This is a genomic window from Carnobacterium pleistocenium FTR1 (genome assembly GCF_000744285.1).
Taxonomy (GTDB): domain Bacteria; phylum Bacillota; class Bacilli; order Lactobacillales; family Carnobacteriaceae; genus Carnobacterium_B; species Carnobacterium_B pleistocenium.
Map to the genome: position 1 here is coordinate 513,314 of NZ_JQLQ01000002.1, position 15,042 is coordinate 528,355.

Genomic DNA, 15,042 nt, shown 5'->3' on the forward strand with positions numbered 1-15,042 from the left:
CAGGAATAGATTAGATTGAAAGGGTGAAAAGTAGTTGGAGAATAATTTAGAAGAAAAAGACACTACCAAGAGTAAATGGAATATTAAAAATTGGGATTTAACAAAGATAAAAGAAACATTAAATTTTAAAAGTTTAAGAACTAAAATCCTCTTAGCTTTTATGACCATTATTGTACTGGTAATCATACTAGCGACCATAATGATTGTAACCATTTCACAAACAAATAATAGAACAGAACAAATGGTAGACGAGGAATTAGAATTACTGATAGCTAATGATCAATTATCATTCAATCTGGTGCAAAGAATCGCAGCAGCAAGAGGATACATATTATTTGGAGATACTCTATACAAAAACTTGTTTGATCAATATACCGAAGAAAGTAAAGTAATTGAAAAACAAGTTTTAGCTCTAACAACTAAAAAAGAAGCCGAAGAAGCGATTGACAGAAGCGTAGAATGGGAAGAAATGGTAAGGACAGAGGTTTTCGAACAATACGACAGTGGAGATACCACTGGAGCATCTAGTAACTTACGATCTTCTGTAGAACCTTATTCAAATGATCTAATAAAAGAATTTGAAAAACTATCAAGTGCACGAATTGAGTCTATTGATGTACAGGCTCAATCGGTTACCGATTTAGGAAAAAGGTCACTAACCTTAACATCTATTATCAGTTTGTTAGTCATTGTATTAGGGATCACGATTGCTTTAGTGACGTCTAATTTGATTATTAATCCCATCAATAAAGTTGTAGAACGAATGAAACTTATCGCTTATGGCGATCTGACTTCTGAACCACTAGAAGTAACGTCTGAAGATGAAACAGGACAACTTTCTATCGCTATCAATCAGATGCAAGATATGGAAAAAGAAGTAATGCAAGGCATTAAAATGGCTTCAGAGAAATTGACAAGTAACAGTAATGAATTAAAACAGTCTGCAAATGAAGTGAAATCAGGTTCTGAACAAGTAGCGGTAACGATGCAAGAACTGGCAACTGGATCAGAAACACAAGCAACAACGGCAAGTAATTTGTCCGTTGTGATGGGGAATTTTACTACAAAAGTTCAGAATACCAATAAAAGTGGCGAAAAAATCAAAGACTCTTCAATGGGTGTATTATCTATGACTACTCAAGGCAAGGAATACATGGAAGATTCAAGCCGTCAAATGGCCAAAATTGATGAAATTGTTTTAGATGCCGTATTTAAAATGGCTACGCTAGATAACCAAACAAAAGAAATTACAAATTTAGTTATGATCATACAAAAAATTGCGGATCAAACGAACTTATTAGCTTTGAATGCGGCAATCGAAGCTGCACGGGCTGGGGAACATGGTAGAGGGTTTGCAGTAGTTGCAGATGAGGTCCGTAAGTTGGCTGAACAAGTCGTAGTATCTATTTCTGATATTACCGGATTTGTTGAGAAAATCCAGACTGAATCTAAACGAGTGAGCGATTCTTTACAAACCGGTTATACTGAAGTTCAAGAAGGAACTAATCAAATCAAAAAAACTGGAGATACCTTTAACAAAATTAATGCTTCCGTCACAACAATGGTACAAGGCATCAAAGGTATGTCTGATAACTTAGAAAGCATTCAAGTCAACAGTGAAATCATGAATAGTTCAATTGAAGAAATTGCTTCTGTATCAGAGGAATCTGCAGCTGGAGTTGAAGAAACGTCAGCCGCTTCACAAGAAATCACGAGTTCGATGGAAGAAGTTGCTGGGAATTCTGAACAGCTTGCAGAATTAGCTAAAGATTTAGCTAAGCTGGTTGAAGAATTTAAAATCTGAATTTTGCAATGAAAATACCTAATCTGACTTTAAAACTACCCAATAGTGATACTGGAAAATTTTCCAGTATCACTATTTAAATAAAAAGATACTAGTGAATAGGTCAAATAGTACGAACGTTTGCCTATAAAAAAATAAAAAGGAAGTTAAGAGTTTAAACTGTCTAATTGACTGTTCAAATCCGTTAACAGATATGAGGGAGTAAACAAAATGAAAAAAAAGGTTCAGTTAAAAAGTATCCGTGCAAAAATAGTAGCAGGTTTTGCGGTTACTATCGGATTGATGCTTATACTAAGTTTGTACACATTTAATTCAATAAATAAAACAAATGATTCAGTAAAGGAATTAATGGAAAAAGAGATGGCACTTCTAATCGTTGACGAAAAACTTGTAGCAGATATAAACAGGCGGACTAGTCTGATAAGAGGATTCATGTTGTACGAAGATGACTCTTATAGACAGGAATTTGACGATGAATTAGCTGAAACCATTGCGTTAGAAAATCAAGCTGTAGAAATAAGCAATTCAGAAGAAGTGAATGATTTGATTAGTAAAAAATTTGAATGGGGCACTTTAACAGATGAAGCTTTAGTGGCATATGATGAAGGCGATACGGAAAGAGCCAATGAAATCATGATAGAACAAGCACAACCTATTGAAAGAGAATTAGTCACAGGATTTACCGATTTAGCTGATAAACGTGAAGCAGCCATTACCACTATTGGTCAGCAAGTTATTGAAAATGGCGAACAAGTTAGTATTATTAGTTTAGTCATCATGGTTCTTGTAGCACTATTATCTATTCTGGTAGCTTATTTAACAGCTAATAATATTACAAGACCACTTAAAGTAGTAATGGAACGGATGCAAAGTATTTCTGAGGGCGACCTTAGTTTGGAACCATTAGAAATAACAGAAAAAGATGAGACTGGGAAACTAAGTATTGCTATGAATAAAATGCAAGAAACGGTTAATCTCGTCATGAAAAGTATCTCACATGCATCTGAAGAATTGAGCAGTCACAGTGAAGAGCTGAATCAAGCTGCAAATGAAGTGAAATCAGGTTCTGAACAAGTAGCGATAACGATGCAAGAATTGGCAACAGGCTCAGAAACACAAGCAACAACGGCAAGTAATCTAGCAGTGGTTATGGAAAATTTCACTAAAAAAGTTCAAAATACGAATAAGAACGGTGAAGAAATCAGAGACTCTTCAATTGGCGTGTTATCTATGGCCAATGAAGGCAAGCAATACATGGAAGACACAAGTCAACAAATGTCAAAAATAGATGGAATTGTGCAAGATGCTGTTAAAAAAATGGCTACTTTAGACCATCAAACAAAAGAAATCAATAATTTAGTTGTGATCATTCAAAAAATTGCTGACCAAACCAACTTGTTGGCTTTGAATGCAGCAATTGAAGCAGCGCGTGCGGGCGAACATGGCCGAGGGTTTGCTGTGGTAGCCGATGAGGTTCGTAAATTAGCTGAACAAGTGGCCGTTTCTATTGCAGATATTACCGGATTTGTTGAAAAAATCCAGGTTGAATCGAAGAGAGTAAGCGATTCACTGCAGTTGGGTTACGCTGAAGTAGAAGAAGGTACGAATCAAATTGCTAAGACGGGTCAGACGTTTAACAAAATCAACGTTTCTGTTACCACAATGGCAGAAGGTATCAAAGGGATTTCTGAGAACTTGGAAAGCATCAAATTCAATAGCGAGATCATGAACAGTTCAATTGAAGAAATTGCATCTGTTTCAGAGGAATCAGCAGCTGGGGTTGAACAAACTTCTGCAGCTTCACAACAAATTACTAGCTCAATGGAGGAAGTTGCTGGGAATTCTGAACAACTTTCAAGTTTAGCTGAAAATCTAGCTGAAATGGTTAGTCGTTTTAAACTGTAAGCAGAAATGAATTAAAAGCTAGTTTCATACAATGAGGTTGAGATATAACCAGCTGAAATAATAAATAGGGTCTGCTTATCAGGAAACTGATGAGCAGACCCTATTTATTTACAGCAAAATCAAAGAAAAGCCTGAAGCCTAAAAAGAAGTCTTCAGGCTTTCAAGCCTCAAATAAAACTTAAGCTATAAAGCATTAATGCATTATAATGCGCATTGAATTCAATACAATGGCTACAAGCAAATCCTATTCCGCCAAAAATTTTAAGTGAGTGATCAAATTAATCTATTAAAGCAAGCTTAATACTGGCTTTTCCTTATTCTCTATCGATTAAGACTATCTTTAGTAACATTAATTGGATAGGCAAAGCGTTTTGGTCTTATGTGTACCAGTATTTTGGGTCTACTTATACGTACAAACATCTTTGACGTATAAGTGACAACTTTTTTAATGTCACTCTCGCGTGAAGCGCCAATCTATAGAAAAGTAGCGACGATTTTAGGCATCACTCTTTCGTCAAAAGTCTTTTCACGAAAGAGTGGACTCTCTTGATCTCTGGGCAATCAGAGAGAATAAAAAAATAACCAATTCAAAAACCCCATCCCAATTTCTGAATAGATAAAACTATCAAAAATGGAAATGGGGCTTTGAGATAATCGTTTGATTTGGTCTATCTTGTTTAATAAAGGCAATCTTGAACCTGTGTAAGAATTTCTTTAAAGCGTTGTCTGAATTCTTTACGGTTTTCATCTGTAAAAGGCTTAGGGCCTTTTGTTCGTTTGCCGCTTTTTCGAATCATGGCGCTTAAATACCGTGATTGCAACAATTGATCGATGTTTTCAGCGGTATACCTGTATCCTGTATGGTGAAGAACGATACAACCTTTACCTAAGCCTAAAGAAGCTAATCCATAGTCTTGTGTAATGAGGATGTCTCCCTTTTTGATGAGTTTGATGATACGGTAATCTGCTGCTTCTGCTCCTGTATCGACATAGACAGTCTCTACTCCAACAGGTTGTTCTTTGGTTGAAAAATGTGAAATACTAGTTACAAGAGTGACCGGTATGTTTTCTGCTAAGGCCTCTTCAATTATAATACTTTTTACTGGGCAGGCATCTGCATCAATATAAATTTGCAAGATTTCACCGACTTTCTAATCATTTTTGTAGTCTTAGTATACCAGTTGCTAGCTTATATGTTTAGGAATACTTTGAAATACTGTATGATGAAGGCAAAGAGTAAAAGGAGCTGAATAAGATGACCAATAACCTTTATTCATTTGATATTTCAACTGAAGAGAAGCAAACTTTTATAACAATCGATGATCATCTGCAGCAAGCTTTATCAAAAAGCGGTGTCAAAAATGGAATCATGGTAGTATTTTGTCCGCATACAACAGCGGGAATTACGATTAATGAAAATGGCGATTCAGATGTAAAGAAAGATTTAATTCTAGGGTTGAATCAAACGTTTCCTAATAAAGCTGAGTACAGGCATATGGAGGGGAACTCAGATGCACATATAAAATCATCAGTTGTAGGAGCTAGTGAGACACTGATTATTTTGAAAGGACGCCTTATTTTGGGAACTTGGCAGAGTCTTTATTTTTGTGAGTTCGATGGTCCAAGGAATCGAAATTTTTTTGTAAAAATTATCGAAGGTTAGAAAATGATTGTATTTCAAAAAAGAATAGTGTACAATTTAGTTGTGCACAACCTATTTAGGAGGAACAAGAATGGAAGGAAACAACTTTTTATTAGAAGAACAGCTTTGTTTTTCGACTTATACTTTATCTAAACAGTTTACAAAACTTTATCGTCCAGTGTTAGAACCATATGCTCTTACGTATACTCAATATGTCGCTTTACTTGTATTGTGGGAGAAATCTGATTTGAGTGTTCAATCATTAGGAACAGAACTCGGATTGGATAGTGGCACACTAACACCGATGCTGAAGCGAATGGAGTCAAATGGATTCATTACTCGAAAGCGTCTTCCGGAAGATGAAAGAAGAGTCATCATTGCAACTACTCCAAAAGCTGATAATTTAAAGGATGAGATACTTAAAAAGGTCTCTGCCTGTTTAGCCCTGTTAAATTTGAATGAAAAAGATTATTTTGACTTATTGAAAAAGATAAATCAATTAACAAAAACTTTAGGAGGAATTAATAATGGCTGAATCAAAAGTATTGTACCAAACAACAGCAATCAACACAGGTGGACGTAACGGAGAAAGTCACTTACCAGATGGCTCTTTTTCGGTAAAAGTATCGACTCCAAAACAAATGGGCGGTCCTGGACAAGGCAGCAACCCAGAACAATTATTCGCTTTAGGTTATAGTGCTTGTTTCAACTCAGCACTAGAAATTATGATCAAGCAAGCTAAAATTGAAGCTGCATCAGAAGTTACAGCTGAAGTTTCTTTAAATTCAGATCCAACTGATAGTGGGGTTAAGCTTTCTGTAGTACTTATTGTCGCAATCGAAGGACAAAGTCTTGAAACTACAAAAGAATTAGCAGAAAAGGCTCATGCATTCTGCCCTTACTCTAAAGCTGTTCAAAACAATATCACTGTTGAAATAAAAGTAGTAGAATACAAATAAAAATAGACCAAATGAAAAACTAACCTGAACAAAATCGATATAAAAACCGATTTTTTTCTAGGTTAGTTTTTTTGTCTTTTTACATAAATTACTTTTGCAACAAAGGAGACATCATTTTTTCAAGGTCAGTAATGGACTGACCGCGAATGACTTTAGAAAAAATAGCGTTTAATAAATGTGCATCTGCTTCTGTATTTAAAATGATCAGACAAGTATCAAAACTAGCAATCGTACCGGCAATTGTTGGTAGGTTTAATTCATCGATCAAAGAAGCAATCACATTTGGATAAGTGGGTGTAACCAGCAAACAAACTAAGAAATGGACAGTGGTAACACTTTGTGCGTAATTATGTAGCGCTTTTTCTAGTCTGAAATAAAGACTTTTTTCGCGGTAAACATCATGATAGAATGCGTATTTTGATGACTTCCCCAATTGAGTTAATTTTATTAAATGCAACTCTTTTATGTCTCTGGAAAGCGTTGCTTGAGTGGTTTGAAAACCATCTTTTTCCAGGTAATCCATTAATTCCTGTTGTGTCGCAATATCGTGCCTAAGAATAAGATTTTTTATCGTAAATAATCGGTCAGTTCGATTCATAATCAGCCTCTTTTCTAAAAAATGTCAATTTATAAAAAATGTATAAAAGTGATTCATATACAGTATAAAGATTTATTATAGAGTGAATATTCTATAAAGAGAATATATATGAAAAGCAAAGAAACTAATGTGATGAAATCGACATTTTCAGTGAGTGCTTTAAACTTTCAAATAAAATGGGTAAGCGTTATTATATAGATGTAATCAATAATAAGCAGTAAGAAGGGAAGGTTAATAGCAATGAAAACACCCATTCATGTAATGTCAGAGATTGGAAAATTGAAGACAGTGTTATTGAAAAGACCAGGAAAAGAAGTTGAAAATTTAACTCCTGAAATTATGGAGCGTTTGTTATTTGACGATATTCCTCATTTGGCAGTCATCCAAAAAGAACACGATGCATTTGCTCAAGCTTTAATAGATCGTGGAATAGAAGTCGTTTATTTGGAAAAATTAGCTGCAGAAGCAATTGATGCTGGCAACTATAAGGAAAAATTTGTTGACCGTATTCTAGATGAATCAAATCTAGAAACACTACCGGTTAAAGAAGGACTGAAAAAATACTTGTTGGGTTTTGACACACTGGAAATGGTAGATGTCATTATGGCTGGCGTCCGTAAAAAAGATGTGTCTATCGAAAGCCATCATTTAGCAGATATTTCAGAAGATAATGTCTATCCATTTTTTATGGATCCTATGCCAAATCTTTACTTTACACGAGATCCGGCTGCATCTATTGGAAATGGACTAACAATCAACCGTATGACTTTTGAAGCTCGTAACAGAGAATCGTTATTTATGGAAGTGATTATGGAATACCATCCAAGATTTGCTAGTCAAGGTGTAAGTGTATGGCGTAATCGTAATCATCTTTCTCGGATCGAAGGTGGAGATGAATTAGTTTTAAGTGATAAGGTGCTGGCTATTGGGATTTCACAACGGACTTCAGCTAAAGCTATCGAAGAGTTAGCTATTGAATTGTTTGATAACAACTCAAGTTTTGAAAAAGTGCTAGCGATAAAAATACCTAATGTCCGTGCTATGATGCATTTGGATACCGTATTTACAATGGTTGATTACGATAAATTCACGATTCATCCAGGAATACAAAAAAATAATGGCGAAGTAGATACGTATATTTTAGAAAAGGGCGAAAAATCTGGAGTAGTTAAGATATCTCATCGTTCCGATTTACAAGAAATTTTACGTGAAGCATTGAATGTACCTAAGCTGACCTTGATTCCTTGTGGTGGTGGAGATCCAATCATTTCAGCTCGTGAACAATGGAATGATGGTTCGAATACATTGGCAATTGCACCAGGAGTGGTTGTCACGTATGACCGCAATTACGTTTCCAACGCGTTATTAAGAAGCCATGGAATTGAAGTCATTGAAATTGCTTCAAGTGAGTTATCTAGAGGTCGTGGTGGTCCACGTTGTATGAGTATGCCTTTAATTCGTGAAGATCTTCCAGCAAGATAAAACAAATGCTACCAACAACTAAAAGTATATGGAGGAATAAATAATGACAAAGCAAGTATTTCAAGGACGTAGTTTAGTAGCCGAAAAGGATTTCACAAAAGATGAACTGATGTATTTGATCGATTTGTCTGCACATTTAAAAGATTTGAAAAAAAGAGGGATTCCACATCATTACCTGGAAGGAAAAAATATTGCCTTATTGTTTGAGAAATCCTCAACGCGTACTCGGGCAGCTTTTACTACAGCAGCGATCGATTTAGGAGCACATCCTGAGTACCTTGGAAAAAATGATATCCAATTGGGCAAAAAAGAATCCGTTGAAGATACAGCGCGGGTATTGGGTAGTATGTTCGATGGCATTGAGTTTCGTGGGTTCAAACAAAGTACAGTAGAACAATTAGCCGAATTTTCAGGTGTTCCTGTATGGAATGGATTGACTGATGAATGGCACCCAACACAAATGATCGCTGACTTTTTAACGGTTAAAGAAAACTTTGGACACCTTGAAGGCGTTACGTTAGCTTATGTTGGAGATGGTCGCAATAATATGGCAAACAGCTTGTTAGTTACTGGTGCGCTTTTAGGTGTGAACGTTCGAATCGTCTCTCCTCAATCATTATTCCCTACAAAAGAAACCATCGATATGGCTCAAGGTTTTGCCGAAAAATCGGGTAGTAAACTAATGATCACAAAAGACGTTGCAGAAGGCGTTAAAGATGCGGATGTTTTATATACTGATGTCTGGGTATCAATGGGAGAAGAAGATAAGTTTGCAGAACGAATCGCATTGTTAACTCCTTACCAATTAAACATGGATATGGTTCGTGCAACGGGCAAAGAAGATACGATTATTTTGCATTGTCTGCCAGCTTTTCATGATGCAACGACAGATTACGGTCGAGACGTAAAAGAAAAACACCACATTGAAGAAATGGAAATTACAGATGAAGCCTTTAGAAGTAAACATGCGCGTCAATTTGGTCAAGCTGAAAACCGGATGCACTCAATCAAAGCAATTATGGCTGCAACGTTAGGCAACTTATTTATTCCCAAAGTTTAATAAAAAAGTTTGTATAAATAAAAAAGTATGAGAACGACAGTTTCTTATACTTTTGTTTATACGAACAAATTGTCTGGACAGTCAATTTGAAAAATGGAGGAGGAGAAATAATGGAAGAGAAAAAATTAGGTTTGACTCCTTTAGTTGCCCTTGTTGTAGGGTCAATTATTGGTGGTGGAATTTTTAATTTAATGTCAGATATGGCAGTTGAAGCTTCTGTAGGTCCAGTTATTATTGGTTGGGTAATCGCCGGCATAGGTATGGCCTTTTTAGCCTTTAGTTTTCAAAATTTATCAGCTAAGCGCCCTGATTTGGATGCTGGGATTTATAGTTATGCCAAAGAAGGCTTTGGGAAATATATGGGATTTAATTCCGCTTGGGGTTATTGGTTGTCAGCTTTCTTAGGAAATGTTGCTTATGGAACACTATTATTTAGTTCAATTGGGTACTTTTTCCCTGTTTTTGGAGATGGTCAAAACTTCGCTTCAGTTATTGGGGCGTCTGTCATGCTTTGGTTAGTTCATGCACTTATATTAAGAGGGGTTGAAACGGCTTCATTTATTAATACAATCGTTACGGCAGCTAAATTGATACCGTTGGCAATCTTCTTTGTGGCGATGTTCGTAGCCTTTAAATTAGATGTTTTTACAGCTGATTTCTGGGGGACAATTTCAGGAGATTTCACATTTTCAGAAGTGATGGATCAAGTTCAAGGAACAATGCTAGTAACGGTATGGGTATTTATCGGTATTGAAGGGGCCGTTGTCTTTTCTGGTCGTGCTAATAAAAAATCGGATGTTGGGAAAGCAACCATTATTGGTTTAGTGACTGTTATTTCAATTTATTTATTGACAACGATTCTATCAATGGCCGTCTTAACAAGACCTGAATTGGCAGAATTACCTCAACCCGCAATGGCTTATTTATTAGAAAGTGTTGTAGGTAAGTGGGGTGCCATACTAATTAATATTGGGGTAATCATTTCGGTATCGGGTGCTTGGCTTGCATGGACGATGTTTGCGGCTGAATTGCCTTATCAAGCAGCTAAACAAGGTTCTTTTCCAAAGTTCTTTATTAAAGAAAATAAAAATGGCGCACCAGTCAATTCATTGATGTTTACGAATATCTTGATTCAATTATTCCTATTTACTTTCTTGATTAGTTCAAGAGCTTATAATTTTGCCTTTTCACTAGCTTCATCAGCTATTCTGATTCCTTATGCGTTTACCGCATTCTATCAATTAAAACTTTCACTGATGGAAAAAAGTACAACTCCACGTCGCAATCAAAATATTTTTGTTGGAGTAGTTGCAAGTATCTATGCAGTTTGGTTGATTTATGCAGGGGGAGTAGATTACTTGCTCTTAACCATGTTATTGTATGCACCAGGAATCATCATTTATGCTTGGGTACAAAAAGAGAATAAAGAAAAAATCTTTACTAAAATTGAATGGGTTGCAGCAGGAGTTGTCGTAGCTCTCTTCTTGTTAGCCATCTTCCAAATAGTAACTGGTACAATTGATATCAGTAATATGTAAAGGAATGTGATAAATATGGGGAAAAGAAAAATTGTCGTAGCTTTAGGCGGGAATGCTATATTGTCAAACGATGCAAGTGCTCAAGCCCAACAGAAAGCTCTTGAAGAAACAGCCGAATATTTGGTCAAATTTATTGAAAATGGAGACGATTTAGTTATTTCGCATGGCAATGGTCCACAAGTAGGCAACTTATTGTTGCAGCAAAACGCAACAAATAGCGTTAAAAATCCAGCTATGCCATTAGATACATGCGTAGCTATGACGCAAGGAAGCATTGGGTATTGGATGCAAAATGCTCTTTCACGTGCATTAGAAAAACGAAATCTAACGAATCAAGTTGTTTCACTGATCACTCAAGTAATCGTAGATGAAGCTGATCCAGCCTTTAAAAATCCAAGTAAGCCAATTGGTCCATTTCTATCTGAGGCAGAAGCTAAAGCAGAAATGGAACATTCGCAAGCAATCTTTAAAGAAGATGCAGGGAGAGGTTGGCGTAAAGTGGTTCCTTCTCCAAAACCAATCAGTATAAAGGAATATGTTGTGATCAATCAATTGGTCGAAAACGGCGTGATTCCTATTACAGTTGGCGGAGGTGGGATCCCCGTTGTGAAAAAGGGCAATGAAATAAGAGGGGTAGAAGCCGTTATTGATAAAGATTTCGCCTCTCAAAAATTAGCAGAATTGATCCAAGCCGATTTGTTGGTTATTTTAACAGGAGTAGATAATGTATACGTCAATTTTAATAAGCCTGATCAAAAGCAACTTAATGAAGTTTCCGTTGAAGAAATGAAAGGTTATATTGCGGAAAATCAATTTTTGGCAGGAAGTATGTTGCCAAAAGTTGAAGCTGCCATTGCTTTTGTCGAAAACTCAAAAGATGGAAAAGCCATCATTACTTCTTTAGAAAATATCGAATCTGTATTAACAGAAGGAGCAGGAACGATTATTACAAAATGAAGTAAGCGCTATTAGAAATGCCACATAATAAAGCAAAAAAGCCCGTTTCTATAAGGGCTTTTTTTGCTTTTATGGTACAATGATATTGTGAATATTTTATCTATCGCTTTTTATTCAAGCTATTAGTAGAGTGAAAAAATGTCAGATTTAGGGGTGTTTTGATGACAACTATTCAAAAAAGAATGATTAATTTATACGAACTACGTTATAAACCAATCTTTTCAGAATTTACGGATCCCGAATTTAATCATCTTTGCAAAAATATGTATCTCCGCAAGTATAAAAAAGGGCAAGTCTTGTTTGATGAAGGCGATATCCGGGAGAAAATATATTATTTAGTTAGTGGATTGGTTAGACTCGAAAAATATGATGAGAGTGCCTTTTACACGTATACAGATTATGTGAAAAAAGAAACGATATTTCCTTATGGAGGTATGTTCTCCGACGAAGCATATCACTATTCTGCGATTGCTGTGACAGATATTGAACTGTACTATATGCCAACAACGATTTTTGAAAATAGTATTGCTGACAATCCAAAACAAATGATTTATTTCTATCATAAATTATCTAAAATTCTTGAAAGTCATGAAAGAAGAGTACAATACATGGTCGTATCAAATGCGACCAATCGTATTATTAAAACATTGAACTATTTGATGAAAGAGTTGGGGGATTACACAAACCCGACCATGGTCAATATCCCCTATCCTATAACAATTAATGAAGTAGCAAATATTAGTGGCTGTTCAAGAGAAACTGTAGGAAATACAATTAAAAAGTTAAAAGAAATGGATAAATTAGCCTATGAGCACAAACTTTTTTTATTCAAAGACCTGGTTTATTTTAATTCCTATACAGAATGAACCAGTGATTTGTCATTGAAGTTTAACGTTGCCAAGAATTCTTAAAGAAGGGGAAGTCTCTTGGCAGCTCTATGTAAAATGGAGTGGGTGCTTCAAATTAAAATTTCTTCTGGAATAGATGGGTTTGCTTGTGAAGCTATGGGAACATCTGTAAGCCTGTAGTTTTACCGACTTTCAAGCTTCAAATAAACCGTAATCGCTAAAGTGTTAACGGTTTATAATTCTCATTGAATCCTATGCATGGCTACAAGCAGCTCTTTTCCTCCCAAAATTTTGAGTGTGTCATTTAATATATTTATTCACACCTAAAATTAGACAGTCAATCTTTTGAATATTTTTTTATTTTAGGGTACAGCATGGCCGATACTTTCCTAGTACTCTAAAAAACTCTGTGGTACTATTAGGTTTGAGAAAACCTTTTCATTAATCAATATAGAAAATTAGTAGGAGGAAAATACATGATGTATGGCGCAATTGAAGCAGGTGGAACAAAATTTGTTTGTGCAGTTAGTGATAAGCAGTTAGAGATAAAAGAACGTGTGAGTATTCCGACTACCACCCCTGAAGAAACTCTTAAACAGGTGTTTGATTTTTTTGATCAATACACGTTGAAATCTATCGGGATTGGTTCTTTTGGGCCTATCGATGTGAATGAGAAATCGGCTACATATGGCTATGTGACTTCAACTCCTAAAACAGCATGGAAAAATTTTGATTTTCTAGGAGCAGTTAAACGGCAGTATGAAATTCCTGTGGCTTGGACGACAGATGTAAATGCAGCTGCATATGGGGAATATAAAAAAGGAAGTGCCCGTGGGACAGAAAGTTGCTTATACTTAACCATTGGAACAGGTATTGGTGGCGGAGCAGTCGTTGGCGGCAAAGTATTGAATGGTTTTGGTCATCCAGAGATGGGACATCTTTTGGTTAGTATGCACCCTGATGATAATTTTAAAGGTGTTTGCCCATATCATGGGAATTGCTTAGAAGGTATTGCTGCTGGTCCGGCTATCGAAAAACGATACGGCAAAAAAGGAAATGAATTAGCGGAAGATCAAAGAGTTTGGGAAATAGAAGCTTTTTATTTAGCACAAGCTTTAGTAAATTATACTTTAATTCTTAGTCCTGAAAAAATCATTTTGGGTGGGGGCGTTATGAAACAAACGCAACTGCTTTCTTTAGTCAAAAAAGAATTCACTAAATTGATGGCGGGATATGTCAACACCCCTGCTTTAGATGAGTACATTGTAATGCCTGAACTTGAGGATAATGCCGGAATCGTAGGTTGTTTACTTATGGCTAGTGAAAAAGACTAAAAATATTGCGTGATAAGTTAATTAAACTATCATCACTAAAAATTAAAGAACCCTCTCAAAAATTTATTTTGAGAGGGTTCTTTAGTTCAAAGTCATTTATTATTTATTTAGCCAAAATTCAGGTACAATAACAAAGTGGTAAGTTAAAGGGGGAAATCAAATGGAAACCTACAAACGTCTACCCAATCATATAGGCATTATTCCAGATGGAAATAGAAGATGGGCTCAAAAGCAAGGGTTTGAAAAAAAAGAAGGCTATAAATTTGGTGTAGAACCTGGATTGGAACTGTATCATCTTTGTTTAGCATTAGGCATTAAGGAAATGACTTTTTATGGATTTACGGTAGATAATACTAAACGCCCAACAGAACAAACACAAGCTTTTCAAAAAGCTTGTGTTGATGCGGTGAATGTATTGAAAGATAAAGATGCAGAAATATTGGTCATTGGAAATACGGATTCTCCACTGTTCCCAAAAGAGCTACTGCCTTACACTAAAAGAACTAAATCTGGAAAAGGTTTAATGAAAATTAATTTCTTAATAAACTACGGTTGGAGTTGGGATTTGAATTATGGTATGAAACAAGCAAATTTTGATCCAAAAGGTGACATTACCAAAACAATTGCTTCTTCAGATATCTCAAGAATGGATCTTATCATTCGATGGGGTGGTAGAAGAAGATTAAGTGGCTTTTTACCGGTTCAATCAATTTATTCTGATTTCTATGTAGCCGATGAACTATGGCCAGATTACAATACTAGTCAAGTCCATGCGGCATTACAATGGTACCAAGATCAAGACGTTACACTAGGTGGTTAAAAGTTTTGAAAAAAAAGTATAGTAATGCAAATGAAATGAAGTAAGTCTAATCTTATTAGGGTTAGATTTGCTTCATTTTTGTAAATTTTTAAGCT

General features: G+C 35.7%; 14 protein-coding genes. 12 read left to right on the forward strand and 2 right to left on the reverse strand.

The genetic code is table 11. The annotated features are described in order from the left end of the window. Positions 1-34: 34 nt before the first annotated feature. Both BP17_RS02660 and BP17_RS02665 read left to right on the forward strand, forming a co-directional pair. Positions 35-1,804, forward strand: coding sequence for a methyl-accepting chemotaxis protein (locus tag BP17_RS02660; RefSeq protein ID WP_051910422.1), 1,770 nt, complete (start codon positions 35-37; stop codon positions 1,802-1,804). Between the two features lie 210 nt (positions 1,805-2,014). Beyond that, positions 2,015-3,709 carry a methyl-accepting chemotaxis protein gene (locus BP17_RS02665; RefSeq protein ID WP_035051379.1) on the forward strand — a complete coding sequence of 565 codons (1,695 nt, stop codon included), beginning with the start codon at positions 2,015-2,017 and terminating at the stop codon, positions 3,707-3,709. Positions 3,710-4,386: 677 nt separating this feature from the next. On the opposite strand, the gene BP17_RS02670 is transcribed toward BP17_RS02665, so the two are convergent. Then, positions 4,387-4,845, reverse strand: a complete 459-nt coding sequence (locus BP17_RS02670) for a YaiI/YqxD family protein (protein ID WP_035051380.1) — start codon at positions 4,843-4,845, stop codon at positions 4,387-4,389. Between the two features lie 119 nt (positions 4,846-4,964). Between BP17_RS02670 and BP17_RS02675 the strand changes: the two genes are divergently transcribed. The 3 genes from BP17_RS02675 to BP17_RS02685 all read left to right on the forward strand — a co-directional run bounded on the left by BP17_RS02675 (position 4,965) and on the right by BP17_RS02685 (position 6,310). Beyond that, entirely contained in the window at positions 4,965-5,372 is a 408-nt protein-coding gene (locus BP17_RS02675; protein ID WP_035051381.1) for a secondary thiamine-phosphate synthase enzyme YjbQ, read from the forward strand. A 70-nt stretch (positions 5,373-5,442) separates the two neighbouring features. Beyond that, positions 5,443-5,886 (forward strand): MarR family winged helix-turn-helix transcriptional regulator, encoded by a 444-nt coding sequence (locus BP17_RS02680; protein WP_035051382.1) that lies wholly within the window; start codon positions 5,443-5,445, stop codon positions 5,884-5,886. Then, on the forward strand, positions 5,879-6,310 hold the full coding sequence (locus BP17_RS02685; RefSeq protein ID WP_035051383.1) for an organic hydroperoxide resistance protein: 432 nt from the start codon (positions 5,879-5,881) through the stop codon (positions 6,308-6,310). Before BP17_RS02680 ends, BP17_RS02685 begins: the two co-directional genes overlap by 8 nt. 88 nt (positions 6,311-6,398) lie before the next feature. On the opposite strand, the gene BP17_RS02690 is transcribed toward BP17_RS02685, so the two are convergent. After that, positions 6,399-6,908 carry an arginine repressor gene (locus tag BP17_RS02690; RefSeq protein ID WP_035051384.1) on the reverse strand — a complete coding sequence of 170 codons (510 nt, stop codon included), beginning with the start codon at positions 6,906-6,908 and terminating at the stop codon, positions 6,399-6,401. 240 nt (positions 6,909-7,148) lie between these two features. Between BP17_RS02690 and arcA the strand changes: the two genes are divergently transcribed. The 7 genes from arcA to uppS all read left to right on the forward strand — a co-directional run bounded on the left by arcA (position 7,149) and on the right by uppS (position 14,947). Next, positions 7,149-8,390, forward strand: a complete 1,242-nt coding sequence (arcA, locus tag BP17_RS02695) for an arginine deiminase (protein WP_035051386.1) — start codon at positions 7,149-7,151, stop codon at positions 8,388-8,390. 43 nt (positions 8,391-8,433) lie between these two features. Further along, positions 8,434-9,450 carry an ornithine carbamoyltransferase gene (argF, locus tag BP17_RS02700; RefSeq protein WP_035051387.1) on the forward strand — a complete coding sequence of 339 codons (1,017 nt, stop codon included), beginning with the start codon at positions 8,434-8,436 and terminating at the stop codon, positions 9,448-9,450. A 110-nt stretch (positions 9,451-9,560) separates the two neighbouring features. Further along, the gene (gene arcD / locus BP17_RS02705) at positions 9,561-10,988 is read left to right on the forward strand and encodes an arginine-ornithine antiporter (protein WP_084676240.1); all 1,428 of its coding nucleotides are present in this window, start codon (positions 9,561-9,563) and stop codon (positions 10,986-10,988) included. 15 nt (positions 10,989-11,003) lie between these two features. Further along, positions 11,004-11,945 carry a carbamate kinase gene (gene arcC, locus BP17_RS02710; RefSeq protein ID WP_035051388.1) on the forward strand — a complete coding sequence of 314 codons (942 nt, stop codon included), beginning with the start codon at positions 11,004-11,006 and terminating at the stop codon, positions 11,943-11,945. 161 nt (positions 11,946-12,106) lie between these two features. Then, entirely contained in the window at positions 12,107-12,811 is a 705-nt protein-coding gene (locus tag BP17_RS02715) for a Crp/Fnr family transcriptional regulator (protein WP_051910423.1), read from the forward strand. Between the two features lie 458 nt (positions 12,812-13,269). Continuing rightward, positions 13,270-14,127, forward strand: coding sequence for an ROK family protein (locus BP17_RS02720; protein ID WP_035051389.1), 858 nt, complete (start codon positions 13,270-13,272; stop codon positions 14,125-14,127). A gap of 160 nt (positions 14,128-14,287) precedes the next feature. After that, the gene (gene uppS / locus BP17_RS02725) at positions 14,288-14,947 is read left to right on the forward strand and encodes a polyprenyl diphosphate synthase (protein ID WP_035051390.1); all 660 of its coding nucleotides are present in this window, start codon (positions 14,288-14,290) and stop codon (positions 14,945-14,947) included. The last annotated feature ends 95 nt before the right edge of the window (positions 14,948-15,042 follow it).

What these genes read in the sequence shown, in the direction of transcription:
- uppS (WP_035051390.1), top strand. Translation starts at nt 14,288, where the DNA reads ATGGAAACCTACAAACGTCTACCCAATCATATAGGCATTATTCCAGAT.
- BP17_RS02685 (WP_035051383.1), top strand. Translation starts at nt 5,879, where the DNA reads ATGGCTGAATCAAAAGTATTGTACCAAACAACAGCAATCAACACAGGT.
- BP17_RS02690 (WP_035051384.1), bottom strand. Translation starts at nt 6,908, where the DNA reads ATGAATCGAACTGACCGATTATTTACGATAAAAAATCTTATTCTTAGG.
- BP17_RS02715 (WP_051910423.1), top strand. Translation starts at nt 12,107, where the DNA reads ATGACAACTATTCAAAAAAGAATGATTAATTTATACGAACTACGTTAT.
- argF (WP_035051387.1), top strand. Translation starts at nt 8,434, where the DNA reads ATGACAAAGCAAGTATTTCAAGGACGTAGTTTAGTAGCCGAAAAGGAT.
- BP17_RS02680 (WP_035051382.1), top strand. Translation starts at nt 5,443, where the DNA reads ATGGAAGGAAACAACTTTTTATTAGAAGAACAGCTTTGTTTTTCGACT.
- BP17_RS02675 (WP_035051381.1), top strand. Translation starts at nt 4,965, where the DNA reads ATGACCAATAACCTTTATTCATTTGATATTTCAACTGAAGAGAAGCAA.
- arcA (WP_035051386.1), top strand. Translation starts at nt 7,149, where the DNA reads ATGAAAACACCCATTCATGTAATGTCAGAGATTGGAAAATTGAAGACA.
- BP17_RS02665 (WP_035051379.1), top strand. Translation starts at nt 2,015, where the DNA reads ATGAAAAAAAAGGTTCAGTTAAAAAGTATCCGTGCAAAAATAGTAGCA.
- arcD (WP_084676240.1), top strand. Translation starts at nt 9,561, where the DNA reads ATGGAAGAGAAAAAATTAGGTTTGACTCCTTTAGTTGCCCTTGTTGTA.
- arcC (WP_035051388.1), top strand. Translation starts at nt 11,004, where the DNA reads ATGGGGAAAAGAAAAATTGTCGTAGCTTTAGGCGGGAATGCTATATTG.
- BP17_RS02720 (WP_035051389.1), top strand. Translation starts at nt 13,270, where the DNA reads ATGATGTATGGCGCAATTGAAGCAGGTGGAACAAAATTTGTTTGTGCA.